Annotated in this window: 27 protein-coding genes and 2 tRNA genes; 9 read left to right on the plus strand and 20 right to left on the minus strand. The window is 28.9% G+C overall.

Annotated elements, in window-relative coordinates:
• The first annotated feature begins 6 nt into the window (after positions 1-6).
• From FMM58_RS03315 to FMM58_RS03325, 3 genes are all read left to right on the plus strand, one after another.
• Positions 7-1,644, plus strand: coding sequence for a flagellar hook-basal body complex protein (locus tag FMM58_RS03315; RefSeq protein ID WP_150151615.1), 1,638 nt, complete (start codon positions 7-9; stop codon positions 1,642-1,644).
• A 245-nt stretch (positions 1,645-1,889) separates the two neighbouring features.
• Positions 1,890-2,465: a cytochrome C gene (locus FMM58_RS03320; RefSeq protein ID WP_223810447.1), complete on the plus strand. Its 576-nt coding sequence runs from the start codon at positions 1,890-1,892 to the stop codon at positions 2,463-2,465.
• The gene (locus FMM58_RS03325; RefSeq protein ID WP_150139850.1) at positions 2,462-4,984 is read left to right on the plus strand and encodes a molybdopterin guanine dinucleotide-containing S/N-oxide reductase; all 2,523 of its coding nucleotides are present in this window, start codon (positions 2,462-2,464) and stop codon (positions 4,982-4,984) included. The genes FMM58_RS03320 and FMM58_RS03325 overlap by 4 nt, the downstream gene beginning before the upstream one ends.
• A 107-nt stretch (positions 4,985-5,091) precedes the next feature.
• Here the strand turns inward: FMM58_RS03325 and FMM58_RS03330 are convergent, their stop codons facing one another.
• Positions 5,092-5,850, minus strand: a complete 759-nt coding sequence (locus FMM58_RS03330) for a HugZ family heme oxygenase (protein ID WP_150151621.1) — start codon at positions 5,848-5,850, stop codon at positions 5,092-5,094.
• A 111-nt stretch (positions 5,851-5,961) separates the two neighbouring features.
• Positions 5,962-6,049: transfer RNA gene (locus FMM58_RS03335), tRNA-Ser, on the minus strand.
• Positions 6,050-6,144: 95 nt separating this feature from the next.
• Between FMM58_RS03335 and FMM58_RS03340 the strand changes: the two genes are divergently transcribed.
• The 4 genes from FMM58_RS03340 to FMM58_RS08915 all read left to right on the plus strand — a co-directional run bounded on the left by FMM58_RS03340 (position 6,145) and on the right by FMM58_RS08915 (position 9,659).
• Positions 6,145-6,221: transfer RNA gene (locus tag FMM58_RS03340), tRNA-Met, on the plus strand.
• A 434-nt stretch (positions 6,222-6,655) separates the two neighbouring features.
• The gene (locus FMM58_RS03345) at positions 6,656-7,192 is read left to right on the plus strand and encodes a hypothetical protein (protein ID WP_150180385.1); all 537 of its coding nucleotides are present in this window, start codon (positions 6,656-6,658) and stop codon (positions 7,190-7,192) included.
• 873 nt (positions 7,193-8,065) lie between these two features.
• Complete coding sequence (locus tag FMM58_RS03350) at positions 8,066-8,299, plus strand: hypothetical protein (protein ID WP_150180386.1); 234 nt, start codon at positions 8,066-8,068, stop codon at positions 8,297-8,299.
• 1,102 nt (positions 8,300-9,401) lie between these two features.
• On the plus strand, positions 9,402-9,659 hold the full coding sequence (locus FMM58_RS08915; protein WP_223810151.1) for a hypothetical protein: 258 nt from the start codon (positions 9,402-9,404) through the stop codon (positions 9,657-9,659).
• Between the two features lie 331 nt (positions 9,660-9,990).
• Here FMM58_RS08915 and trxA read toward each other — a convergent pair whose 3' ends face one another.
• From trxA to mqnP, 18 genes are all read right to left on the minus strand, one after another.
• Complete coding sequence (gene trxA, locus FMM58_RS03360) at positions 9,991-10,305, minus strand: thioredoxin (RefSeq protein ID WP_150139847.1); 315 nt, start codon at positions 10,303-10,305, stop codon at positions 9,991-9,993.
• A 56-nt stretch (positions 10,306-10,361) separates the two neighbouring features.
• A complete protein-coding gene (locus FMM58_RS03365; protein WP_150139846.1) occupies positions 10,362-10,700 on the minus strand; it encodes a YraN family protein in 339 nt (112 codons plus the stop codon).
• Positions 10,701-10,703: 3 nt separating this feature from the next.
• Entirely contained in the window at positions 10,704-11,957 is a 1,254-nt protein-coding gene (locus FMM58_RS03370) for a homoserine dehydrogenase (protein WP_150139844.1), read from the minus strand.
• The gene (locus FMM58_RS03375; protein ID WP_150180387.1) at positions 11,958-13,163 is read right to left on the minus strand and encodes an LL-diaminopimelate aminotransferase; all 1,206 of its coding nucleotides are present in this window, start codon (positions 13,161-13,163) and stop codon (positions 11,958-11,960) included.
• Positions 13,164-13,172: 9 nt separating this feature from the next.
• The gene (locus tag FMM58_RS03380) at positions 13,173-13,976 is read right to left on the minus strand and encodes a hypothetical protein (RefSeq protein ID WP_150139840.1); all 804 of its coding nucleotides are present in this window, start codon (positions 13,974-13,976) and stop codon (positions 13,173-13,175) included.
• Positions 13,970-14,959, minus strand: coding sequence for a hypothetical protein (locus FMM58_RS03385; RefSeq protein WP_150139838.1), 990 nt, complete (start codon positions 14,957-14,959; stop codon positions 13,970-13,972). Before FMM58_RS03385 ends, FMM58_RS03380 begins: the two co-directional genes overlap by 7 nt.
• The gene (gene rlmB, locus FMM58_RS03390; protein ID WP_150139837.1) at positions 14,952-15,635 is read right to left on the minus strand and encodes a 23S rRNA (guanosine(2251)-2'-O)-methyltransferase RlmB; all 684 of its coding nucleotides are present in this window, start codon (positions 15,633-15,635) and stop codon (positions 14,952-14,954) included. Before rlmB ends, FMM58_RS03385 begins: the two co-directional genes overlap by 8 nt.
• Positions 15,636-15,648: 13 nt before the next feature.
• Positions 15,649-16,473, minus strand: a complete 825-nt coding sequence (gene rsmI / locus FMM58_RS03395) for a 16S rRNA (cytidine(1402)-2'-O)-methyltransferase (protein WP_150139835.1) — start codon at positions 16,471-16,473, stop codon at positions 15,649-15,651.
• Positions 16,474-16,475: 2 nt separating this feature from the next.
• Positions 16,476-16,676 (minus strand): 50S ribosomal protein L31, encoded by a 201-nt coding sequence (rpmE, locus tag FMM58_RS03400; protein ID WP_150139834.1) that lies wholly within the window; start codon positions 16,674-16,676, stop codon positions 16,476-16,478.
• Positions 16,677-16,742: 66 nt separating this feature from the next.
• Positions 16,743-17,396 carry a 16S rRNA (uracil(1498)-N(3))-methyltransferase gene (locus FMM58_RS03405; RefSeq protein WP_150139832.1) on the minus strand — a complete coding sequence of 218 codons (654 nt, stop codon included), beginning with the start codon at positions 17,394-17,396 and terminating at the stop codon, positions 16,743-16,745.
• A complete protein-coding gene (locus FMM58_RS03410) occupies positions 17,380-17,796 on the minus strand; it encodes a hypothetical protein (protein WP_150139830.1) in 417 nt (138 codons plus the stop codon). Before FMM58_RS03410 ends, FMM58_RS03405 begins: the two co-directional genes overlap by 17 nt.
• The gene (locus tag FMM58_RS03415; RefSeq protein WP_150139828.1) at positions 17,789-18,202 is read right to left on the minus strand and encodes a cytochrome c; all 414 of its coding nucleotides are present in this window, start codon (positions 18,200-18,202) and stop codon (positions 17,789-17,791) included. The genes FMM58_RS03410 and FMM58_RS03415 overlap by 8 nt, the downstream gene beginning before the upstream one ends.
• Entirely contained in the window at positions 18,203-18,784 is a 582-nt protein-coding gene (locus FMM58_RS03420; RefSeq protein WP_150139826.1) for a 6-pyruvoyl trahydropterin synthase family protein, read from the minus strand.
• Positions 18,785-18,793: 9 nt separating this feature from the next.
• Positions 18,794-19,543 carry a 7-carboxy-7-deazaguanine synthase QueE gene (locus tag FMM58_RS03425; protein WP_150139824.1) on the minus strand — a complete coding sequence of 250 codons (750 nt, stop codon included), beginning with the start codon at positions 19,541-19,543 and terminating at the stop codon, positions 18,794-18,796.
• 2 nt (positions 19,544-19,545) lie between these two features.
• Positions 19,546-20,508: a GTP 3',8-cyclase MoaA gene (gene moaA, locus FMM58_RS03430; RefSeq protein WP_150139822.1), complete on the minus strand. Its 963-nt coding sequence runs from the start codon at positions 20,506-20,508 to the stop codon at positions 19,546-19,548.
• 4 nt (positions 20,509-20,512) lie between these two features.
• Positions 20,513-21,025, minus strand: a complete 513-nt coding sequence (locus FMM58_RS03435; RefSeq protein ID WP_150139820.1) for a DUF6115 domain-containing protein — start codon at positions 21,023-21,025, stop codon at positions 20,513-20,515.
• Positions 21,018-21,518 carry a hypothetical protein gene (locus FMM58_RS03440; protein WP_150139818.1) on the minus strand — a complete coding sequence of 167 codons (501 nt, stop codon included), beginning with the start codon at positions 21,516-21,518 and terminating at the stop codon, positions 21,018-21,020. Before FMM58_RS03440 ends, FMM58_RS03435 begins: the two co-directional genes overlap by 8 nt.
• Positions 21,509-22,384: a menaquinone biosynthesis prenyltransferase MqnP gene (mqnP, locus tag FMM58_RS03445; protein WP_150151627.1), complete on the minus strand. Its 876-nt coding sequence runs from the start codon at positions 22,382-22,384 to the stop codon at positions 21,509-21,511. Before mqnP ends, FMM58_RS03440 begins: the two co-directional genes overlap by 10 nt.
• Positions 22,385-22,546: 162 nt before the next feature.
• Here mqnP and miaA point away from each other — a divergent pair, with 162 nt between their 5' ends.
• Positions 22,547-23,413, plus strand: a complete 867-nt coding sequence (gene miaA, locus FMM58_RS03450) for a tRNA (adenosine(37)-N6)-dimethylallyltransferase MiaA (RefSeq protein WP_150151630.1) — start codon at positions 22,547-22,549, stop codon at positions 23,411-23,413.
• 175 nt (positions 23,414-23,588) lie between these two features.
• A partial coding sequence (locus FMM58_RS03455) for a cache domain-containing protein (RefSeq protein ID WP_150141754.1) occupies positions 23,589-24,776 on the plus strand: 1,188 nt, incomplete at its 3' end.

Consider the following 24,776-nt stretch of genomic DNA (forward strand, 5'->3'; position numbering starts at 1 on the left):
TATATTATGAATGCTTCACTTTATAATGGTGTAGAAGGTGTTAAATCTCAAAGCGTTGGAATGGATGTTTTATCAAACAATATTGCAAATATTAATACCGTAGGTTATAAATACTCAAGTACAGAATTTTCTGATATTTTTTATAGCACAGTTACTACCTCTTCTACAAATCCAGCACAAAGTGGCTATTCTGCTACAACTTCAGCTACTAGATTGGTATTTGAACAAGGCTCACTTGTAGCAACTGACAATAATTTAGATGTAGCCTTACAAGGAAAAGGCTTTTTTGGGGTTACTGGTTATGATGGAAGTGTTTATTATACAAGGGATGGGTCTTTTACTCAAGATGCTAATGGCTATTTAGTAACAAGTTCTGGTTTTTATGTGCTTGGTACTATGAATCCAAATTTTACTACTATTACATATAGTGATAGGGTTTCTGATTTAATGGGCGATATGTACGATACTCCTGTAACTTCGGGCTACACAGTTAGTAGTGATGAAGATTTTAGTCTTACTTCGGTGGACACTCAAACAGCTATTTTATTGCCAAATAATATATATTTAGAACCAACAGTTACTGAAAATGTATCTTGGACAGGTTATTTAGGAAGTGGGATTAGCACTGTTGATGTAACTCATGATTTAGATACTAATCTAGCTACTTATACTAAAAATGCAGATGATACATATAGCGTAAGTGGGATTATAACTCAAGCTGATGTTTATAGCGTCAAATCAGGTGATAGGGTTTTGGTTACCTTTAGCGATGACAATGGTGTTCATGCAAGTTACGAGGCATACTTAGATGATAATTTTAATTTTGTCATTGATGATTTAGATTTAAGTGGCTTTGATGAAAATTCTTTAACCTTATCAGCCTTGCAAGTAGTAACAGAAGAAGAACAAGCTAATACTACAACCCTCGAAAGCTCACTTTATAATGCAGATGGTAGCAAAAGCACGGTTGTAGTTACATTGCAAAGGGTATTGCCACAAATTGATGAAACTATTACTTACTCAGCAACTGCTCAAATTTATAATAGTGATGGCGAAGCAGTTGGCGAGGCAGTAAGTGGAATTTTAACCTTTAACGAGTTAGGTTCTTTATCATCAAGTACGCTTACAAGTATTAATAACCCAGATGGTGGAGTTGTAAATTTAAATTTTGGCACCCCTTATGATGAAAATGTAGTAGGTTCTGGCTTTAATGGTCTTTATATTAGTCTTACTTCTGATACAAATAGCGTTTCAAGTACTCAAGACGGGCTTGCTGAAGGCTTTTTAAATAGTTATACGGTGGGTGATGATGGTAGCATTATAGCTACATTTAGTAATGGAAAAAGCGTAACCGTGGCTAAACTTGCCCTTTATAATTTTATAAATGAAGAAGGTCTTGCTGCAGTTGGTGAAAATATTTACGCAGCTACTGGAAATAGTGGAAATGCTTATTTTTACACAGATGCAAATGGCAATATAATTTATACAGCTACCTTTGCGGGTAATTACTTAGAACAATCTAATGTGGATTTAAGTACTGAACTTTCTAATCTTATAGTTACACAAAGGGCCTACGAGGCAAGTGCAGCTAGTATTACTACAAGTGATGAAATGATTCAAACTGCTATTGAAATGAAAAGCTAGTTTTTACTAGCTTTTTTATCTTTGTAAATTCTTTTGTAATATCTTTTTACACAATTTTTCTAAGCTTAAATTTTTGCATATCTTATTTTAAGCATTAAATTTTAATTTACTTTTATATTATTCTAAATTAACATAATAAACTAAAGCTAAATTCTATAAAATAAGTATTTTAAATTATACTAAATTAAGTTTTTATTTATTTTATATTAACTATAATAAACAAATTTTAAATTAGGAGATAAGCAATGAGATTGTTTTTATTTATGTGCTTTTTCTGTATTGGCTTATTTGCAAAAAATATCGCATATAGTCCAGAAGTTCTTTCTTTATATCTTAACAAAGATGATAAAAAGGCAACAGGTAGGCTTTTGCCGACAAATGCTTTTAATATTTTGCAAAGTGACAAGGATAAATACTTGATTGAAGTTGAGGGTTTTGTAAATCCTAAAACGCCTTTTGTATTGTATTTTAATGATAGTCAAAGGGTTATGGTTGCAGCTTTTAGTAAAAATACTAAGCTTGATTTTAAAAATAAAATCGATGGAAAAAATGGCAAATGGGACAAGGCTAGTATAGAAGTTTGGGTAGATAAAAAGGATTTTGAAAAAAATAATAAAGATATGTTTGTAAGGGCTAAAACGCTTTATAGTGAAAATTGTGGAATTTGTCATAGTGCTCATAAAGAAAGTGAATTTGGTGCAAATGCTTGGCCAGCTACCTTTCGTTCAATGGCTGATAGGACAGGGATTGATAAAAAAGACAGATGGCTAGTTATAGAGTATCTACAAAAACATTCAAAAGACATAAAGGGGACAAAATGAGTTTAGATAGAAGAAAATTTTTAAAAAGAGGGGCTATTTTAGGGGCTAGTTTGCCTGTTTTACCAAGCCTTGCAAATAGTGCAAGTATAAAGGCTGAAAAGATAAATTCAGGTCTTGTAAAAAATGGTACTATCATAACAGCAGCACACTGGGGAATTTTAAAACTTAGCATAAAAGATGGGGTTGTGGTAAAATCTGAACCCTTTGAAAAAATCACTAAAATGGACAATCCTTTACAACACTACACCCCTGACATGATTTATAAATCAAGAGTTCGCTTTCCTTATGTTAGAAAATCTTATCTTGAAAACCCTGATAATCCTAAAAGAGAACTTCGTGGAAAAGAAGAATTTGTTAGGGTTAGCTATAAACAAGCCATTGAACTTATAGCAAAAGAACTTAAAAAAACAAGGGATAGTAAGGGAGCGAGTGCTATTTTTGGTGGAAGTTATGGCTGGAAATCAAGTGGAAATATGCAAAATTCAAGGATTTTATTGCATCGTTTTTTAAATGTAACAGGTGGTTTTACAGGCGTTACCGGAGATTATTCAACAGGGGCATCGCAAATCATTATGCCTTATGTGGTTGGTAGCATAGAAGTTTATGAACAACAAACTTCTTGGGAAAATATCTTAGAAGAAAGTAAGGTTGTAGTTATTTGGGGAGCTGACCCATTAGCAACTTTAAGAATTTCTTGGACAAGCACAGAACAAGAGGGTTTAAAATATTTTGAAGCCTTAAAAGAAAGAAAGATTAAAGTAATTTGCATTGACCCGGTGCGTACTGAAACGATTAAATTTTTAAATGCCCAGTGGGTAGCACCTCGCCCAAATACGGATGTGGCAATGATGCTTGGAATGGCTAGTCATTTAATAGCAGTAGGAAAAGTAAATTATGAATTTTTAGAAAACTATACTACAGGTTTTGATAAATTTAAGACTTATTTGGATGGTAAAGAAGATGGCATTAAAAAAGATACAAAATGGGCAAGTAAAATTTGTGGTATAAGTGAAAAAAATATAAAATCACTAGCTGAGTTATTTTATGATAATACTACTATGATAATGAGTGGCTGGGGTATGCAAAGGGCACACCATGGCGAACAACCTCACTGGATGCTAGTTACACTTGCTTCAATGATTGGACAAATAGGCACTAAGGGTGGTGGCTTTGGACTTAGCTATCATTATAGCAATGGAGGTGTTCCAACTTGTAAGGGTGGAATCATAGGAGGTATTACTGCAGGTAGTGTTGGAATTTGGAAAAATGGTAAATTTAAAGGTATGCCAAAGGCAGAAGCTAGCTTAGGTGGGGCTGAGTGGTTGCAAAATGCAGCAAGTTATTCTTTTCCACTTGCAAGAGTAGCAGAGGCCTTTTTAAATCCTGGTAAGAAAATTCAACACAATGGCGAAGAATTAACCTATCCTGAGATGGATTTTATTTATTGGGCAGGGGGAAATCCTTTGGTTCATCACCAAGATACAAACACAAATTTAAAGGCGTGGAGAGTACCAAGAACCGTTGTTGTAAATGAAATTTACTGGACTCCTACAGCAAAAATGGCTGATATAGTAATGCCTGCTACTAGCCCTTATGAAAGGGATGATTTAACTATGGCAGGGGATTATTCTAATCAATATATAGTGCCTATGAAAAAGGCAGTTGAGCCTATCGATGAAAGTAGGGATGATTATGAAATTTTTGCTGATTTGTGTAAGGTTTATGGCAAGGATGTTTATAATGCCTTTACTGACAATGGCAAAAAGGCAATGGATTTTATCAAAGAACATTACAATAGTGCTTTAAGACAAACTAGGGCTTATGGGGCTGAATTTGCTACTCCTATGCCTGAATTTGAAGAATTTTGGGCTAAAAATGAGCCTGTGAAATTTGAAGCAAATGTAGAAAGTCTTGAATGGGTAAGATTTGCTGAATTTATTGAAGACCCTATTTTAAATGCGTTGGGTACCGAATCAGGTTTAATTGAAATTTATTCTGAAAGCATTGAAAAATATAATTATGATGATTGTAAACCTCACCCTACTTGGTTTGAGCCTATTGAATGGCTTGGAAATGCAGATAAAAACGCCCCTTTTCATTTGCTTACAAATCACCCGATAAATCGCTTACACTCTCAAATGTGCCATACTTCTTTGCGTGAAAAATACGCAGTTGGTGGGAGAGAGCCAATTCTTATTAATAGTAAGGACGCTAAAAAGCTTGGCGTTAAAAATGGTGATATAGTGCGTGTGTTTAATAAAAGAGGCGAGGTCTTAGCAGGTGCTGTTGTGAGTAGTGATATCATGCAAGGCGTGGTTAGACTTTGTGAGGGTGGTTGGTATGACCCTGATGAAAATGGGCTTTGTAAGTATGGAAGTGCAAATGTATTAACCATTGATATTCCTACTTCAAAACTAGCAAATGGTAATATCTCTCATACAGGTCTTGTAAATATAGAAAAATTTAAGGGTACTTTGCCAGAAGTAACAGCCTTTAGTGCTCCAAAAGGATGCTTGTAACTTGTGCTTTATACACAAGTTATTTTAACTTTAAAAATTAATTATTTATTAAACGAAGTTATATTTTTATTTGTAGAAAAATAAGCAGTTTTAAAATTTAAAACTGCTTATTTTTTGTGTGGAAATTTATGAGGATTTCCACCCATTGTAATATGTTTTATATCTCCATTTTCTTCTATATCATAGGCTTGTCCAAAACCCTTTACAAAGCGACCTTTTCCAAAATTTATCTTTATTAAATGAAAATCAAGCATGGTTCTAATGGTTTTAATACCACCTCCACCACCTGTTTGTCTTTCAAATTCATCATAAATTTTATCAAAAAACTCGCCTCTTTCAATAAATTCTACGTTGCTTTTAAAACGCAATCTCTTACGCAAGATTACAGAAGCTGCCTTGCTTTCATCTTCTAAAAACATAACTTCAATATTGTTACTATTCATTTTAAGACTGGTAAAATGTTCACTTACCTCGCTAATATAAATAAAGGTGCCAAATTCGGTATTTACGCAAGGTGCATAGGTACAAATTACCTCTCCTTTTTGACTTAAACTAGCAAGGCAAAGAGAATTAAAACTTCTCATAAAATCAATATATTCTTGCTTTATATGAGATAAATCCTTTACCTCTTTTGCATTTTTACAAAGTTCGATTATGGTATCTTTTAAGCCTTCTTCATTTGTGCTTTTTGGAAACTCCACCCTTAATTTTTCATTTTCATTATAAATAATATCAAGTCCGTTAAAATCAACACCTATAAGCTTAGGATTTTTAGGGTCCTTTACCCCACCAAATTTTTTACACAAATCAATTAAACTATCATGATGATGGGCATTCATATGTGCAATAATGCTGTCAAAACTCATTTTTTCCCTTTCAAAATTAATTTGCAAAATATTATCAATTTTTGAATTAAATTTTAATTAAAATAATAGGATAATTTCGGCTAATTATTAATAATATTTATCAATTTATAATGGCAGACAGGAAGGGATTTGAACCCTCGAAAGCTTTCACTTTACACGCGTTCCAGGCGTGCTCCTTAAACCACTCGGACACCTGTCTAAAAAAATTATTATAGCCAAGAAAAGCTTTAAAGAAATTTAGCAAAAATCAGCAACTTTTTAGTAAAAATATAGTAAAATCACCTTTTTTATTTTGTCAGGGTAGCTCAGCTGGTTAGAGCGCTGGTCTCATAAGCCGGAGGTCGGGAGTTCAAGTCTCCCCCTTGATACCACTTTTAAACTTCAAATTCTTATAATCATTAAAAATAAGAACAAAAAACAATCTCAAAGAAAAACTAAAACTAGATAAATAATGATGAAATTTTAAAGATTTATACTTTTTGTTTATTTAGTAATTTTTCCATAATTAGTTTTAAAGATTTAACAAGGCATAAGTATGAAGTATTGGTGATTTATATAATATGTTAATACAAGATATGTTAATCAAAAATTTCGATAAAAATAAATTTTTTGATATTATAGAAAAACAAAAAGGTTTGAGTATTATTCAAATTAATAGGGATAAAAATGGAAAATAAGCTAAAAAACAAGTTAAGAAACTATGATGAATAACTTATAATTATTAAGGACTATAATGGAATTTTTGTTTTACTAAGTCTAATTATTATTTTACCTTTACTTGTAATTTTTATTATTATGCAAGATAATGGATTTAGCAATTTATTTTTACAATAAAGCTTTTTTACTTACTTTGTGCTTGGTATATATACCTTTATATTTGATTTATTATAAATCATTAAAATATAAAATTTATTTTTATAACGATTGTATTATTTTAAGAAATGATAATTTACAGGTTAAAATAAATTTAAATGATATTAAACAAATTACTAAAAGTATAGATACACGCAATGAGCAATTATCAATTATTCAATTTGCTTTTAGAAAATATATGATTATTGTTGTGACACTTATTGTTTATTTATTTTTATATATTGGAGGATTTTTTTCGATAATATGCGTTTTATGTTTTATATTTTTTATATTATGGAAACTATGCTTTCATTTATATCATGGAGATAAAATAACTGATTATAAATTTTTTGATGCAATCATTATTTCAAGTTATAATCATAAGTTTATTAATATTTTACCAAAAAATAAGAGTGAATATTTACAATTTAAACAATATGTTGAAACAAAACTTAATAAAAATATTGATAAAGTAGTAAAAAATTTTTGATTGAAATTTAAGTTTTTGAAAGATAACAAATGAATAATAATTAAACAAAAGAAATTTTAAACAATGCAAACAATATACTTCAATCGGCATATTCTGTTGGCGATATTTTAGTTAAACAAAACCCTTCTATAAGAATGTTACTTTTTATACAAGATAATAGCAGATCAGTAATTATTCATATTGCTAATGGAGATGTTTGGGATGAACAATTAATTTCATTGACTAGTGATTTTATTTAAGGAATTATTTTAAGTTTTATACCATAAAAATGGTCATGTTGTTTGGGACAATGCACTCAAAACACCATTTATAAAAGAAATTTATGAAAATGAATATAACATTTATGTAAATGCTAAAAATGAAATAAAAAATGAAATGCTAAATACTGAATTAAATACAAAAATAGAACTAAAAGATGGTGTTTTATATGTAACAATGCCAGATGGTAAAGTATATTCCAACCAAACCAAACCAAACTTCACTCCATCTCCACAAAATTTAAACTCACCTAGCTTTATTATCTTATATTTACAAGATGAACATGGATAAGCTATTGTTAATGCAAGGGTAAAGATAAAAGGATTTAAACATGATAAGGCTTTAAGGGTAGCAAATCTAAAACAAAGTAGTGATATAAATGGTAAGCTTAGATTTAATAAAGAAAAATATTTTAGTGATTGTTATAGCTTTAAGGTTAAGTTATAAGATAATAATTTTTATATAAGCACCCATTTACAAAACGCTAAAAGAATATTTAATACCTATATTAATCACAACATAGTACTTATACTTAAACTTAAGGCAAAGGATAATTTATTATATGATGGCTTTAATATTTATCATTACAAGGGAAATTACTTAATAAATTCTTATATGGCAAGAAGTGGAACAGCTAAGGATAATAATGCTAGAAAAAGCAATAAACAAATAGCAAGTTATTATTATTTAAATCATAATAAAAAGGTTTATTTTTATTATGATGCAAATAATAATTTTTCAAGTTTATTAGAAGGAGATTATTATTTTAAAATAAATGAAATCAATAAAGACACAGGACCTTCTTTTTTAAAAACTTATCCCTTTGAGTTAGGAAAAAGTTGGGGGTAAGTATAGTGTTAGATTATATACTGATAAAGAATGTTGCAAGACCTTTACTAAAAAAGATAATATTATTAAAGATAACTTGTATCTTTATAGTGTAAATGAAAAAGCAGAATTTGGAAGCAGCGGTAGTATAGGTATAATAAATAATCGTTTAGTAGAATTACTAAGCAATAAAAGTAAATTAATATAAAATGAAGAAGAAAACATTGTTTATATAAAAGTTGCTTATCCCAAACAAGATAATAATAAGATTAGGTTTGTGGTAGGAGAGAATGATAAAACATAAAATGTCATAATTACAAAAAGGATAAAGAGTGAAATTTTTAAATTTTATTTTAATTATATCTTTAATTTGTAGCATTTCTAATGCCTCCAAAATAGCTTTAGCAAACATACACAAACACAAAAACTTTTTACAAAACAAAAAAAGAACAAAAGGCTATTTATTTAGGTATAAATACAAATATTAGAGGTTTTAATAATGTTTGTCCCGATAAAAACGATACTGATAAATACTATGGGCGAAATATATGGATAGTGCATGATTTGGATGAAGTATATAGAAGTTATAAAAATAATCTTAGTATATACCTAGGCAAAATAATTTTTGATAAATAAGGAAACAAATTAATACCCAAATATATTCCTACAAAGCTTGATAATTTAGAAGAAGAAATTAAGAAAATTAATACTTTGTGGCTTACACAATTAAACCATAATTATATTAAACCCATACATAATACTCAAATAATACCTGCAAGTGCGTATTATTTAGAAGATGAAAACAACCTAGAATTTGAGTGTATAATTAAAAAGCATACTAAAATTTTTAACAAAAGAACAAATCATTTCTTATGTAAGTAAAATTCATACTCAAAATGTTAAACAAATTGAAAATTATATAGAACAAATTCATAAAGATTTTGGTTTAAAGCAAAGCCTTATGTCTTTAATGACGAATTATATGAAGAATTAGAAAAGCTAGGCATAATCACAAAAGAAGAAGAACAAAATTTTTAAAAACAAAACTTGGTTTATTGAAAATCCTTTAAAGCTTACTATGCTTGATTATTTAGCCAAATAAAATAGAAAAGATGATGATTATTTGATTAGCTTTTATGATGAGTTATTTTATGCTTATTTAGTATGGAGTTTAAAGGATTTTATACTAACACTTTCTCAAGGTATGTTACAAAATGAAATTAATCTTTTGTTTAATCTTGCTATTTATGTGGATGAAAAGAAAATAAAATATAGGTTTTTAGACGAAGAGTTAAAAAAACTTTATGAAAAAGAATTAAAAAGTATAAATCTTTATGAGCGAGATTATTATGACCATAATTTTTTTATAGAGGTTTTTTGATATAAACATAAATGATTATTTTGCTTATGATGAAATAGGATTTAATGCTTATAAATATGAATTTAAAGCTGGATAACCGCCAAAAGTAATAGGCTTTGATAATAGCCTTGCTTTTAAAAGTCCTAATTATATTGAGAAAGAATTAAAGCTTCTAAACTAGGCAAGTATTATTTTTATCTAAATTATCAAAAATATCAAAAATATCAAAAAAATTTTCTTACCTAGAACTTTTGCATCCTTTTTATCCAAGTATTAAAGACTTAAAGGGTCGGGATAAAACAATGCTAGAAAACGAATAGGTAAAACTTTCTAAGGCTAAAAAGCCTTAGAATTATAGTAAAGAGTTGATTTTATCAGTGATTGCTTGTTTAGATTGTGCACCAACCAAGGTATCGACTACTTCGCCATCTTTGAAAAATATCAAAGTAGGGATAGAACGAACCCCATATTGAGAGGCTAAATCGCCTTGTTCGTCAGTGTTTACTTTGCAAATTTTAGCCTTACCTTCAAAATCATTAGCAAGTTCATCAAGTACAGGTGCTAACATTCTGCACGGACCACACCATGGTGCCCAAAAATCAACTAAAGCTACACCTTCTTTTGCTTCTGCAAAATTTTCAGATGTAAGTTCAATATATTTTCCCATTTTTTCTCCTTTATTTTTTGATTTTGTAATTTTATTTTTTTAAAATAAATATTAGCTTAAAAACTAATGTTTTCATAGAATTCTATCTTATCATTTTTAATACAAATTAAATCAAGTTGAAATTCCTTGTTAAAATTGTGCTTAATCATATAATAATCTATTGTTTTTAGTATCTTATCATACTTGCTTTTATCAACCCTTTGCCACACTTCATAATCTTTTTTTGTAAATTTCACTTCTATAAAATGTAAAATTTCATTTTTCTTAGCTATTATGTCTATTTCTCCATATTTTGAGTGAAAATTTCTTGTAATAATCTCAAAATCATTCTTTTTTAAAAAAGCACAGGCCTTATTTTCCCCTAAAATGCCATTTAAATAAGCTGACAAACCCAAATTTTAATGCTCTATTCTAATCATAAAAGGCAAAGCCTTAACAAAGTCTTGCTTAGCTAAAATATCTAAGAAAATTTGAATATTTTTTTCATAGGTATGATGAGTAGTAAAAAACAATGTACTAAAGGCTTCTTCTGCCTTTGGTTTTTGTAAAAAACTATCAACTGAGATTGAATTTTGACTCATTAATTGCGTTATTTTTGACAAAACGCCGATTTTATCTTCTACCTTTATACGCAAATAGTATTTTGTATAAATTTCATCCTTTTCTAAAAGAGTGTATTTTAAATCATCTTTAAAGCCAAGCATAGAGGCCTTTAATTGTCCCCTTGCTATGTCCATTAAATCAGATACTACAGCACTAGCAGTGGCGTCTCCACCAGCCCCTGCCCCATAATATAAGCTTTCTCCTAGCATATCTCCACTTACACTAATGGCATTCATAACGCCATCAACCTTTGCAAGCATTTGTTCTTTTGGAATCATAGTAGGATGAACACGAAGTTCGATTTTGCTATTTTTATCCTTTGCTATACCAAGTAATTTTATAACATAATCAAATTCCTTTGCAAAATAAATATCTTCGCTTGAAATTTGACTAATGCCTTGTATTAAAATATCTTCTGGTTTTGCCTTTAAGCCGTACGCTATACTTGCTAGGATTAAAAGTTTATGAGCTGCGTCTTGTCCTTGTATATCAAAGCTAGGATCTGCTTCTGCATAGCCTAATTCTTGTGCTTTTTTTAACACGCTTTCAAAACTTTGCTTTTTTTTAGACATGTTTGTTAAAATATAATTACTAGTCCCATTTAATATGCCCTTTAAGCTTAAAATATGATTTGCACTCAATCCTTCTTTTAGTACCTTTATAATAGGAATTCCACCTGCTACGCTTGCTTCAAAGCCAAAGGCTAAATTTTTAGCTAAACTTTCTAACTCATAACGATAATAAGCAAGCATTGCTTTATTTGCTGTAACTACATTTTTTTTCTTTTTTAAAATTTCACTAACTATTTTAAAAGGCGTTTCAATTCCACCCATTAATTCTACAAAAATATCAATATCTTCTCTTTGTAAAATTTCATCCACATTGTGAGTTATTGGTATTAAGGCATTTTTTTTAGGAGTTCTTGCTAGGGCAATTACGGGTTCTATATACTCACCACACCTTGCTTTAATGATTTCTTTATTTTGTAAAAGCGTTTTTGCAACAGCACTGCCAACAACGCCATAACCAAGTATAGCTACTTTTAGCATTTATTCTTCTTTTAGGTATTTTTTAATATTTCTTGCTGCTTGTCGAATACGGTTTTCATTTTCTATTAAGGCTAGTCTTACATACTCATCACCTACCTCGCCAAAGCCTATACCAGGGCTTACCGCCACACTTGCTTTTTGTAAAAGTTGTTTTGAAAATTCTAAGCTTTTTAAATGTGCCTTATTAGTAGGTAATTTTGCCCATATAAACATACTTGCACTTGGTCTAAGTAGATCCCAACCAGCATTTGTGAAGCTATCAAGCATTACTTCCAAACGTTTAGCATAGATATTTTTAATATCTTCAATGCAAGTTTGATCCCCATTTAAGGCAATAGTAGCAGCTACTTGTATAGGCGTATACATTCCATAATCAAACCATGATTTTATCTTTTTTAAAGCTCCTATTAATTTTTTATTGCCTACCATAAAGCCTACACGCCAACCTGCCATATTATAGGACTTTGAAAGGGTATAGGTTTCAACAGCTACGTCTTTTGCTCCCTCAACTTCAAAAATAGAAGGGGTTTTATATTCCCCAAATGTTAATTCAGCATAGGCAATATCAGAAATCACATAAAAACGTTCTTTTTTTGCCATTGCTACAAGTCTATCATAAAAGCTTTTTTGCACGGTTACGGTGGTAGGATTATGCGGGAAATTTACTACTAAAAATTTAGCCCTTGGAATGCTTTCATAAAGTGTTTTTTCTACATTTTCAAAGAATTTATTTTCATCAAGTTCAAATTTTTCATTATAAATTAAAGGCATTTTAGCCACATTTCCACCAGCTAAAATAAAGGCTTGACTATGTATAGGATAAGCAGGGGTTGGTACTATAGCTACGTCCCCTGGGTTTATAACAGCCCTTGCTAAATTTACAAAGCCTTCTTTTGAGCCCATAGTTGCTACTACTTCACTTTCAGGGTCAAAACTAGCCCCGTATTTTCTTTTATACCAATCACAAATTGCAAGTCTTAATTTATAAATTCCAGCAGAAACAGAATAACCTGAGGTTTTATCTTTATTGGCACTTTCACAAAGTTTATCTATAATGTGTTGAGGGGTTTTACCATCGGGATTTCCCATAGAAAAATCTATAATATCCTCTCCACTTCTTCTAGCTGCCATTTTAATAGCATTTACTTCTGCAAAAACATAATTTGGTAATCTTTCAATGGTATTAAAACGAATTTCATCAAACATTTTTTCTCCTTATTTAAGCGTAACTTCAAGCCCTCTTTTTATATTGTCTAAGGTATACATATCGCTTATTATTACATAACTTGCAGCACTTGGTACTGCTTCATTTAAAACCTTTTTTTTACTCGTGCTATTAATGCTTTTTATTAAATTTAAATTTCTATCTAAAAATAAAATTTTAGGATACCAATTATCTGAATCGCTTGATTTTATATTAATACTTCTTGCATTTATTAGGCTTATTGTATAGTCTTTAAAAGGCTTTTCTAGTGTTTTTGGGACATTTAAATCAAGCCTTGTGTTTGTTTTCATTATAGCATTTGAAAAATTTAGTTCGTATTCGTAATGATTACTAGCTAATTTTTTGATATTATCTATAAAAACAGCACTTGATTTTAAAAGATTATAAAAGGTGCCAGGGTCTAAGACATACTTTGTTTCAACCCTTATAGTATAATCAATAAAGTCATCTTTTACTATTAAATCAGTCGTAATAAAATAAGTATATCCTGCATCATTTAAGGCATCATTTATAATCTTAAAAAATACAACAGAATCAGCCCTAGCTTTGAAATTTAATTTTAAACTTTGAGAATTTGATAGGGTTAAATTTAATAAGGAATTTGACTTTAAAATCCTTGAAATTGTATCTATATTTAAATTTCCATTTGAATCTTTATGGCTTTGATTCTTAAATAAAAGTTCTATTTGAGAATATTTAGCCGGATTATTTACAAGATTATTAGCAAGTTCAAGGCTATTAATACCAAAAAGATAGGTAGTAAATAAACTTATAAAAAAAAGTTTTTTTACCATTCTCTACCCTTATTTAGTCTTAAAAACTCACCCAAGCTTATAGATGATATATTGCCATCTCTTATTAAAAATCTTTTTGACGCACCTGCTGGAAAGCTTTGAGTATTGCCACTATTATCTATGATATCAAGTGCTGAGGCCCCTGTTAATATGAGTTGGTCTTTATTAAGTGGGAGTTCAAAATCTTCTTCTTTAACCAAATTTGTTTTCCTATATGTTTTAAGGTCAATTGTACCTATCCAAATTTTAGTCTTTGGTTTAAAAAGAACTACCCCTTCATTTACGCTATTTTCAGTACTTTCACTACTTTGTTTGCTAGAAATTTGAGTTGTTTCAGTAACACTTGTATTATTTGTATTCTCAGTTGCTTGTGTAGGAGTTTGTGTATTTTGAGTTGGCAAGGTATCTATTTGAGTACTATTTGTTTCTTCTGTGCTAACATTTGCTTCTTGTATATTTACTACAACAACATCTTCTTTTTTCTTTTCGGCCTTAGCTTCTTTAAGCTCATCTTTTTCATTAGTAGTGCTTAAATTTTTTAAATTTGTCTTTGCTTGGTCTATGATATTTGACACCATATTACTAGCTACATTATTTTTACTTGTGAAAAATGCCTTAATTTCATCAAAATAATAATACCCACCACCAGCAAGGACTATAACTATTAAAAATATAATTACGGGAAATAAATTTGAGGATTTTTGAGAATAAGAATCAAGCCTTGGGGCCACTGTTTTATTTGGCTTTATTTGAGTTTCTTGTTTTAGATTATTATCTTCTAAATACTTGTCGTATTGTTCTAAAAAATTAGTAAAATCAAGGTCGTATTCTTTACTTAAAATTTTAACAAAACCATAAACATTAAAGCGATGTGCTAATTCAAAATCGTGATTTACAACAGCCTTTAAAAAGGCAAACTCAATCTGCGTTTTATTCGCAACTTCTTTTAAATCCATTTCTTGCAGTTTCTTGTAATCAAGCATCTCGTATCCTATCACATAGTATTGCAAAGGCTGCACTGACATTTAAACTATCAAAATTATGACTCATTTTAATGCCTACGCATTCATCGCATTGTTTTATTATTTTATGGCTAAGTCCAAAGCCCTCACTCCCTAAAATTAAAACTTTCTTTTTATGTCCAAAGTGCATTTTATGGATATCTTGTCCATTAATATCACTTGCATAAATATGAAAATTTAGTTGTTTTAGTTCGTTTAACGCACTAAGTGCGTCTTTAATCAAAGCTATATTTAAACCCAAAGCCGCCCCACTACTAGTTCGCACGATTCCTTGCATTGTCAGTTTTTCACCAACAACCACAAGCCCATCAACGCCTAAAGCATAGGCAGTTCTAGCTATAGCACCTATATTTCCTACATCGCTAATCCCACAAAGCATAACCAAAAATTCACTTTTTTTAATCTCATTAAAATGTGTAAATTCGTAATCTTTTATATCAAGTAAAAAGCCTTGATGATTACCCCCCCTTGCATAGCTTTGAGCTGTTTTAAAATCAAGTTTATTAATCTTAAAACCAAAATTAACAATCTGCGCAAAGGTCTTTTTATCGCATTCTTTTGCTAAAAAAAGTTCATTTACTAAATGCTTATGGTTATTTAAAATGTAAAAAAATACTTGTTTCCCATAAACTAACATCGCATGATTGTACCTAATTTTGACTTAAAAGCATTTTATAAAGTTTTTTTGAATTTTCCCCATTTAGTTTTGATAAGAGTTTAGCCTTCGTTTTTATCGCTATATCAAGGGATAAAATATCATTTTCACAAAGTAAATTTTTATTAAATTCTCCACCATTTTTTTTATCAATAATCACAACCCATTCCCCATTTAAATTTTCATTTTTTAAAATTTGGACTAAATTTATGGCCTTTTCTTTGAATTTATTTTCAAATTTCTTTGATATTTCTTTTATGGCAAAAAGTTCTCTTTGAGGTTCTATTTTTGCTATATCTTCTATTAAATCTAAAATGCGTTTACAAGCTTCATAAACAATGCTTACAAAGGGATAATTTAATATATTTTGAAGTTCTTTTTGTCTTTTATTTTCTTTGCTACTTAAAAAGCCTAAAAATATAAATTCCTTTTCGCAAAAGCCAGAACTTACAAGGGCACTTAAGGCTGCGTTTGCACCGGGTAGTACTTCGTATTTTATATTATTAATTTGTGCAAATTTGATTAATTTATTACCAGGGTCGCTAATGCCTGGCATTCCTGCATCGCTTAAATAGGCTATATCTTTTTCAAAAAGCACTGTATCAATTTTTGATAAAACTTCTTCTTCGTTGTGAGAATGTAGGGATTTAAAGGTTTTTATATTTATATTTGCATTAAATTTTGAATTTAATAAAGTTATTAAGGACTTGCAAACTCTAGTATCTTCGCAAAATATAAATTCACAAGTCCTTAAAATTTCTAAGCTTCTTAAAGAAATATCACTTAAATTTCCTATAGGAGTAGGAATAAAATAAAGCATAATTATTGCATTGCATATTTTTTCTTAAATTTTTCAACACGACCTGCTGCATCAACTATTTTTTCAGAACCTGTAAAAAAAGGGTGACAATTTGAACAAATATCAACTCTAATCTCGCTTTTATTTGACTTTGTAACAAAGCTATTTCCACATGCACAACTTACTTTGCATTCTACATATTCTGGGTGAATTTCTTTTTTCATTATTTTTTCCTTAAATAAAGTTAAGCCGTGATTATAATGAAAAATATATAAAAATTAGTTGAATTTTTATATTAAAAGCTTTGCTGCTATGCTAATGATAGCTGTTTGGCTTTTTAAAATATTTGGCGAAGTTAAAGAAATTTTTTTTGTAAATAATCTTCTTTCATCATCGTTAAAGCCACCCTCAGCTCCTATAAAATAAATTTCATCTTGTGTAAATTCTTTTTTTTCTCCATTAAAATCAACTAAAACTATATTTTTATAAGCATTAATAAATTTTTCAATATTTTCAAAGCTCTCTAACTGCATTAAATTTGACCTGCCACATTGCTGGCAAGAATTAATTAAAATGCGTTTGACCCTTGCAAAATCAATCTTAAAATTTCTTTGTGAAAAATGCGTATAAACTAAGATTAATTTATAAAGATTAAGCTCATTTAAAAAGGGCAGAGTTTTTTCTAAAATTTTATCATCAATTACCCCAAGGGCTAGGGTTATGTTGTTCTTAGAGCTTGTTTTTAAAATTTTATTTTTTAAGCTTAAAGAACAATCATATTTACTTAAATTTGAAAGTTCATATTCATATAAAAAATCATCTTTTAAATTTCTAAATGCTAAAATTTCGCCATTTTTAACGTGTCTAGTTTTAAAATGTAGCAAATTTTCCTTACTAGCAAGTAGGTTTTGTGTCCCACTTTTTTCATTATAATAAAACTGCATATTTAGTAAGTAAATAAGGAGTAAAAAGTAAGATTATTTCTAGTATTAAAACAATAACGCTAAAAAAGCGAAACATTCCATAATATCTTTTTTTTCTAGCCTTTTTAAAGCTTTTATAATGCAGTAAGGCTAAGATAAATACAAGAAAATAAATAACAAGCATTAACAAAATATTAAAATTTAACTCAAATTTTTTTACAGACCAAAGTAGCAAGCCAGTAAATAAAATAAGGGCTAAAAATAGATAATAAGCAGGTAAAAAAAGGCGAATCCTTCTAATATACATAAACTCAGATGCAAGTTTAGTTTGGGTTAAAAAAAGATAAAAAAGCATTAAAAAGCTACTTGCATAAAGCGTATAAATGTGTAAGGCTATGAAAAAAGCGTAACTTTCATTCATTATTTTTCTTTTTTATAAAATTTACTATAGGGCTAATTTGTTTAGAATTTAAATTATGGTCCTTATCATTTTGCAAAGTGCTAAGCCTTTGTGTTAAAAGTTCTTCATCTAAGCTATTTAAAATCCTTGCATTTTCATATTTTAACTCAGCCCTTTTACCATGGCAAGAGGCACATTTTTGCATGTAAAAAGAAGAAACAATACTTTCATTTGGACTTATATCATTGTTTATATTATTACTATCTTCAACTGGCAGAGGTAAATTTGAATCGCTAATTTGCGTTGTTTCATCGGTTTGTTCTATAGCAACTGGTTCTTCTTTAACGCCTTGGGCATTAACTTGTGCCTTTTTTGTATCGCTACAAGATAAAAACAATAATATAAAAATTAAAAGTATTTTTTTCATTTAAAGCTCTTTTTCATTGATAAAAACATAATCACCTTGCAATTTTTCAAAAAAATTTTTATCATCCCATTCATCTTTAATGCCTTGTGAAAATTCTATATCTTTAAGTTTTATAGGCGTTAAAATTTCACTATAAGCATCATCTTTAAAGCCTTGTGCATAACTTGTCCTAGTTTCTCTAACGATAACGCTTTTCAAAGTCACGCCTTTTTCTCCATTTTGCATCTTTGTTTTATTAAGCAAGGCATCAATTAAAATAAAAAAAACGCGACAAAAATTTTCAGCGCTAACATTCACAGGCAGGCTAATCCACCTTTTAGAATATTTTTTCATATCGTCTAAATAAGCCTTATCATCATCTTTAAAAAGGGTTATAGCGTGGTCAAAACTATCTATTATTTGTCTAACTTCTTTTTTTAAAAGTCCAAAATCATACACCATACCAGCATTATCTAAAAATTTACTCTCTAAAAAAAGTTCAACCTTATAAGAGTGCCCGTGAATACTGCTTTTGCAACGTTTAGAAGAACAATTTCTTACAATATGAGCGTTTTCAAATTCAAACATTTTGCAAATAATCACTCTAATCCCCTATACGCCACTTTTATCGCTCCAAAGTCTAATATGAATTCTATCCGTGTAATTATAACCATTTTTTATGCAAAATTTTGCAACTTTCAAGGCATTTTTTTGAATTTCTTTTTTATTTTCACCAAGACCCATACAAAACACCTCGTTTTTAACATTGCTTAAAATTTCATTAATCTCTTTTTTTGCTCTTTTTTCTTTTATCATTTTTTTATCTAATACAAATTTATAAAAGCTTATTTTTGCATTTTCTTTTATGGCCCTTATGGCTTTGTAATTTAATCTTTTTTCTTTTAAAACTTTGCTATTGCTTAACTTAATGCTTAAAGCAAAGATACATTCTTTATAAAGTGGAAATTTTTCAAAATCAATAAAAATAGAACCATTACTTTCAAAATGCACCTCAAAATTATTTTGCAACAAAAGCCTTATAAAATCAATAAATTCAGTCTTTTTATGATGAATTAAGGGCTCACCCCCTGTTATTACAATGATAGGATTAAATTTTTGTTTTAGCGTTAATACCCTTTGAAAAAGACTTTGTGCGTTAAATTTTTGATAAGTTTTTTTAAATTCCTTTGTATAAACAGCTTGTAAAGTGTCACAACCTCTTAAAATTTTATTATTAATCTTTTTTCTAACATTAAAGCCAAGGCAGTTAAAATTACAACCTGCAAAGCGAATGAAAATAGCTAAATTTCCAGCAAATTTTCCCTCGCCTTGAATACTTAAAAAGCTTTCTACTATATACAAATTTAACCGCCAGTTTCATAAAAAGCGCGGTTAGAAATTATCTGTTCTTCACTACCCCAACGATTTTTTTCAGGCTTATTTGCTACTACTTGTTCTAAAATTTTTTCTACTTCTTTTATATCATTTAAACGCAAGGCATCTTTTATATTTAATGCTTCATCATGGTATAAGCAAGGTATTAAAAATCCTTGTGCACTAAGTCTTAATCTATTGCAAGTTTGACAAAAGGCATCACTATGAGGGTCTATTATGCCAAATTCATAATCCTTAATTTTATACATTGTAACAGGGGCTAAGTCATCTTTTTTATAATCCATTATAGGATATTTTTTTTCTATGATATTTATAATCTCATCTTTGTTTAAGCCCTTTAATTGCCCATAAGCGTGAGTATTTTCCATAAATTCTATAAAGCGAATTCCAAGATTTTTATCTTTTGCAAATTCAAGCAAAGCTATTAACTCATCATCATTAAAATTTTTTAAAGCAACCACATTTAATTTTACTTTTAAGTCAACATTTATAGCACTTTGTATACCTGCTAAAACGCTTGCTAAAACATCTTTTTGTGCTAAAAATTGAGCCTTTTTTGAATTTAGCGTATCAAGGGAGATATTAATGCGTTTAAGTCCTGCTTCTTTTAGGTTTTTAGCATAATCACACAACAAATAACCATTGCTAGTAAGGGCTAAGTCTATATCGTTTTTATAATCATGTATCATTTTTATTAAGATATGTAAATTCTTTCTAAGTAAGGGTTCGCCACCTGTTAAGCGAATTTTAACAATGCCCTTGTCTATGCAAAGTTTTATAAAAATAAAAAGTTCTTCAAAGCTTAATAAATCTTCTTTTGGCTCGTAATCAAAGGGAATTTTAGGCATACAATAAAGGCAACGAAAATTGCATTTTTGCGTTACAGAAATGCGTAAATACTCAATCTTTCTCCCAAAACTATCAATTAACATTTAGCTACTTTATGAGTTGTTTAAATTTCAAAACAAGTTCCACATTTCCAATGCCTATTCTTAAATCCTTAGCTATTTGTTCTATACTTTTTCCCTCTTTAAAAAGGGCGATTACTTTTTGTTCTTCTACATCATAATTTGGAGTGAGTTTAGTAATGCTTTGTGCCTTTTGTTCTAGGCTTAATAGGCGATTTTTTTGTTCATTTTGAAATTCTTCTATTATAGTTTCCATAGCCCTAATGCTTTTTAATATAGGCAAAATTTTATTGCCTAATTCTTGTTCTAGCATATTTTTAAGCTCATTTTTAACAAAGTCATTATCAATACTTTGTTTTACACTTTCTTCTTCATCATCTGATTCTTTTTTAAAATAATGAAGTTCTTTAGTAATATCTTCAATAGCATTTTGTAATTTAGTAATTTTTTCAGCACTTTCTTTGTCTTTTATATACATATAAGCAAGCATTGCAATTAATAAAATAATCACAAAAACAAGATAAAGGATATCATCACTCATTATTTTCCTTTCGGTTTTTAATCATATCTCTTTGAATATCTACAACAAATGCATTATAAAGTGCTATATCTTCTGGCTTTATCTTTATAATCTTTGCCAAGCTTTCATTTTTTGCCTCAAAAAATATACAAATTTTATTTGAATTTAACTCAAATCTAGCATAATATTGTTTATCTTTTTCTAAGTTTTTATCTAAAAATTGTAAATACTCAAAATTTAAGGCATCCACAACGCCTTCTTTTGATAAGGGCAAAAGCCCTTCGTTTTTATTTAATTTTCTTTCAAGCTTTGCTATATCTTCTTTTATGCTTAGCATAAATTCAAATAAAAATTTTTCACTTTCTTCTAAATTTAACTTAGCTGCTTTTTGTTTCCATTTTGAAAACTGATGAGTTTGCCCGAAATTTAGATATTCTTGCAAGAAGTGATTATCGTTTATATCGCAGTTTTCATAACTTACTTTTAAACCAGCTTTAAAAAAATTTAATTCCATAATAAATCAACCCAAACAAAGATAAAAAATACCACACTTAAATAACCATTTAGTGTAAAAAATGCCCTATCAATATGGCTAAAATTTTTATGAACTATTTTGTGTTCAAAAAATAAAATTATAGCACAAAGACAAACGCCAAAAAATGAGATATAATTTAAGGGACTTATCCATACAAATAAAAGCCAAAAAAGAACGGCTAAAAAGTGACAAAAGGCCGATATAAAAAGTGTGGCTTGTTCTCCAAATTTAGCAGGTACTGAGTAAAGTCCTACTTTTTTATCATATTCCATATCTTGCAAGGAATAAAGCAAGTCAAAACCAGCTGTCCAAAAGCTTACGCCAAGGCATAAAATAACGCTAAAAATATGAATTTCATTAAGTACTATAACACTAGCTGCTATAGGTGCAATGCCAAGGCAAAGCCCTAAAACTAAGTGTGCTAAAACGCTAAATCTTTTAAAGGTTGAATAAAGTGCAAGTATTAATAGCACGAAAAAGCTTAATTTAAAGGCTAAATCATTGATAAAAAAAGCACTTATCACAAATATAAAGGCATTTATTATTATAAAGCTTATAACGCTTGTTTTGCCTATTTTGCCACTTATATTTGGTCTATCCTTACAGCGAGGATTGTTTTTGTCTATATCTTCATCCAAAATTCGGTTACAAGCCATAGCAAAATTTCTAGCACTTACTGCACAAATAATGCTTAAAATTAAAGCTTGAAAGCCAAACCAAGCACTATCATTTGCTATTTTAGAAGCTACAATCATAGCAGAAAACAAAAAGGGCAAGGCAAAGATAGAATGCTTAAAAACGATTAATTCTAGTATATCTTTAAATTTTGACCAATATAAATTCAATTTCTTGCCTTAAATTTTTTTTGCTATTATTTTACTAAAAAATTATAAATTTTTAGGAAAATTGCATTTATGTTTTTTGAAATTGCCTTAAAATAAAAACAAGGGGCAAAGATATAATTTTTTTGCTATCATTTAAAATTATAAATTTTTTTAGGAAAGTTTATGTTTTTTGAAATTGCCTTAATTGCCCCAACAGCTAGTGGAAAAACGGCTTTAGCAAATGCTTTAGCTTATGAGTTTAACGCTGTTATTTTAAGCCTTGATAGCCTTTGTGTTTATAAGCAAATAAATATAGCCTCGGCTAAGCCAGATAGTAAAATTTTAAGCGAACTTTCTTACTTTGGTATAAATTTATTAAATGTAAATGAGCATTTTAATGTAAGTTTATTTATGCAAGAATATTTAAGGGCAAAAAATTTTGCTAAAAAAAATAATAGGGCGTTGATTATAGTTGGGGGGACTAGTTTTTATTTAAAGATAATGCTTGAAGGACTTAGCAAGGATATTAAAGAAAGCAATACAAATTTAAGCAATGATGAAATTTACGCACTTTTAAAGGAAATTGATCCAGCTTATAAGATAGAAAAAAACGATACTTATCGCCTTAAAAAATGGCTTGGAATTTATGAAAAAACAAATCAAATTCCAAGCGTTTTTTTAAGGCAAACTAAGCAAAAAGGCATTATAAAAGAACTTGAAATTTATGAACTTTGCATTGAAAAAGAACTTTTGTTAAATAACATTATGCAAAGGACAAAGACTATGTTTAATGAGGGTTTAATTGAAGAGGCTAGTTTTTTATTTAAAAATTATGATGAGAATTTAAAATCCTTAAATTCCATAGGTTTAAAGGAATGCAAGGCTTATTTAAAAAATGAAATTTCCTTAAATGAGTGTGAAAATTTAATAAATACTCACACAGCTCAACTTGCAAAAAGGCAAAGGACCTTTAATAAAAAATTTAATAGCATAAAATTAAATCAAAATGAAGTCCTAAATTTTTTAAGGACAAAATTTAAAAAAATGTAAGTTTTTTCAAAACAAATTTATAAGTATTTTTAGCTTATTTTATCATATAATTTTTTATTAATGCTTATTTTTTATACTTTTTAAAATAAATTTTCTTTTTAAATTAAGTAGTATTTTTTTTTTTTTTGTATAATTACCTTTTTTAAATATTTTCAAATTAAATAAAGGAATATAAATGGGACGATTTAGTCATTTAAAAATCTCAACCAAAATTTCATTATCTGTAGTTTTAATTGTTATAGTAGTAATAAGCATTTTAAGTTATTTTATACTATCTCAAGTAACAAAGACTGTTATTAAGCAAAACGAGGTGCTAATGCGTGAAAATGTCTTAGCTTATACAAATTTTATAGAAGGAAATTTGCAAGAAATGTTAGCTTTAATTAATGCTGAGGCCAATCATTTAAATGCTTCTATGAATTCATTAAGTTTTGATGAACTTTATACTTCTTTGGAAAGTCACCTTGATTCTAGTGATTTTTTAGATTATGCTTATGTTTATTTAAAAGATTCTAAGAATATATCTAGTGATGCAGATTCTGCTTATTTTACAAAAGATAGGGAATTGATTCTTGCTTTATTTGATGAAGACCCTAAAAAAAAGGGATATGTTAAGAGAGTTGATGCTAATGATTATTTATTAAATTCACCTGTGATTAAGAATGTTTTTAATACAAAACAAGCCGTAGTTGGAGAACCTAACAAAATAAAAATAGAAAATTATGATTTTTTTGGTCTTAATATAGCCTATCCATTATTTGATAAAAATCACCAAGTTATAGGCGTTGTAGGTATAGTGTTTGATTTAAAAGCTTGGTCTGATTTAATGGCAGATACCACAAAAAACCTTTATCCAAGAGATGTTCGCACCATTCTTAGTTCAACAGGAAATATAATAGCCCACAAAAATGATAATTATCTAGGAAAAGCATATGATGGGGTAAACAATACCACACAATCAAGTAGCATAATTACAGATATTAAGCAAGGAAAGGCTAAAAAAGATGCCTTATTTATTAAGAATTTTCGTACAATTGCATACCCTAACGATGATTCTTTTGCCATAATAGCACCGATTAAGATATCTAATTTAGATATTTGGTATTTATTTAGCACCTCGGTACAAAGTGAAATTGTTTCTTCTTTAACACATTTACAAAATATAATTATAATCGTGGTTATAATATCTTTAATAATAATAGTTTGTTTAGTGTATTTTCTTACAAATAAGATAGTAGGAAGTAGATTACCAATCTTAGTAAAATCATTAAGTGATTTTTTCCGCTTTTTAAATCATGAAAAAATTAATTTATCAATGATTAAAATAAGGGCACAAGATGAACTAGGTGCAATAGGCACAATG

The organism is Campylobacter sp. LR291e, from assembly GCF_008633915.1.
Taxonomy (GTDB): domain Bacteria; phylum Campylobacterota; class Campylobacteria; order Campylobacterales; family Campylobacteraceae; genus Campylobacter_D.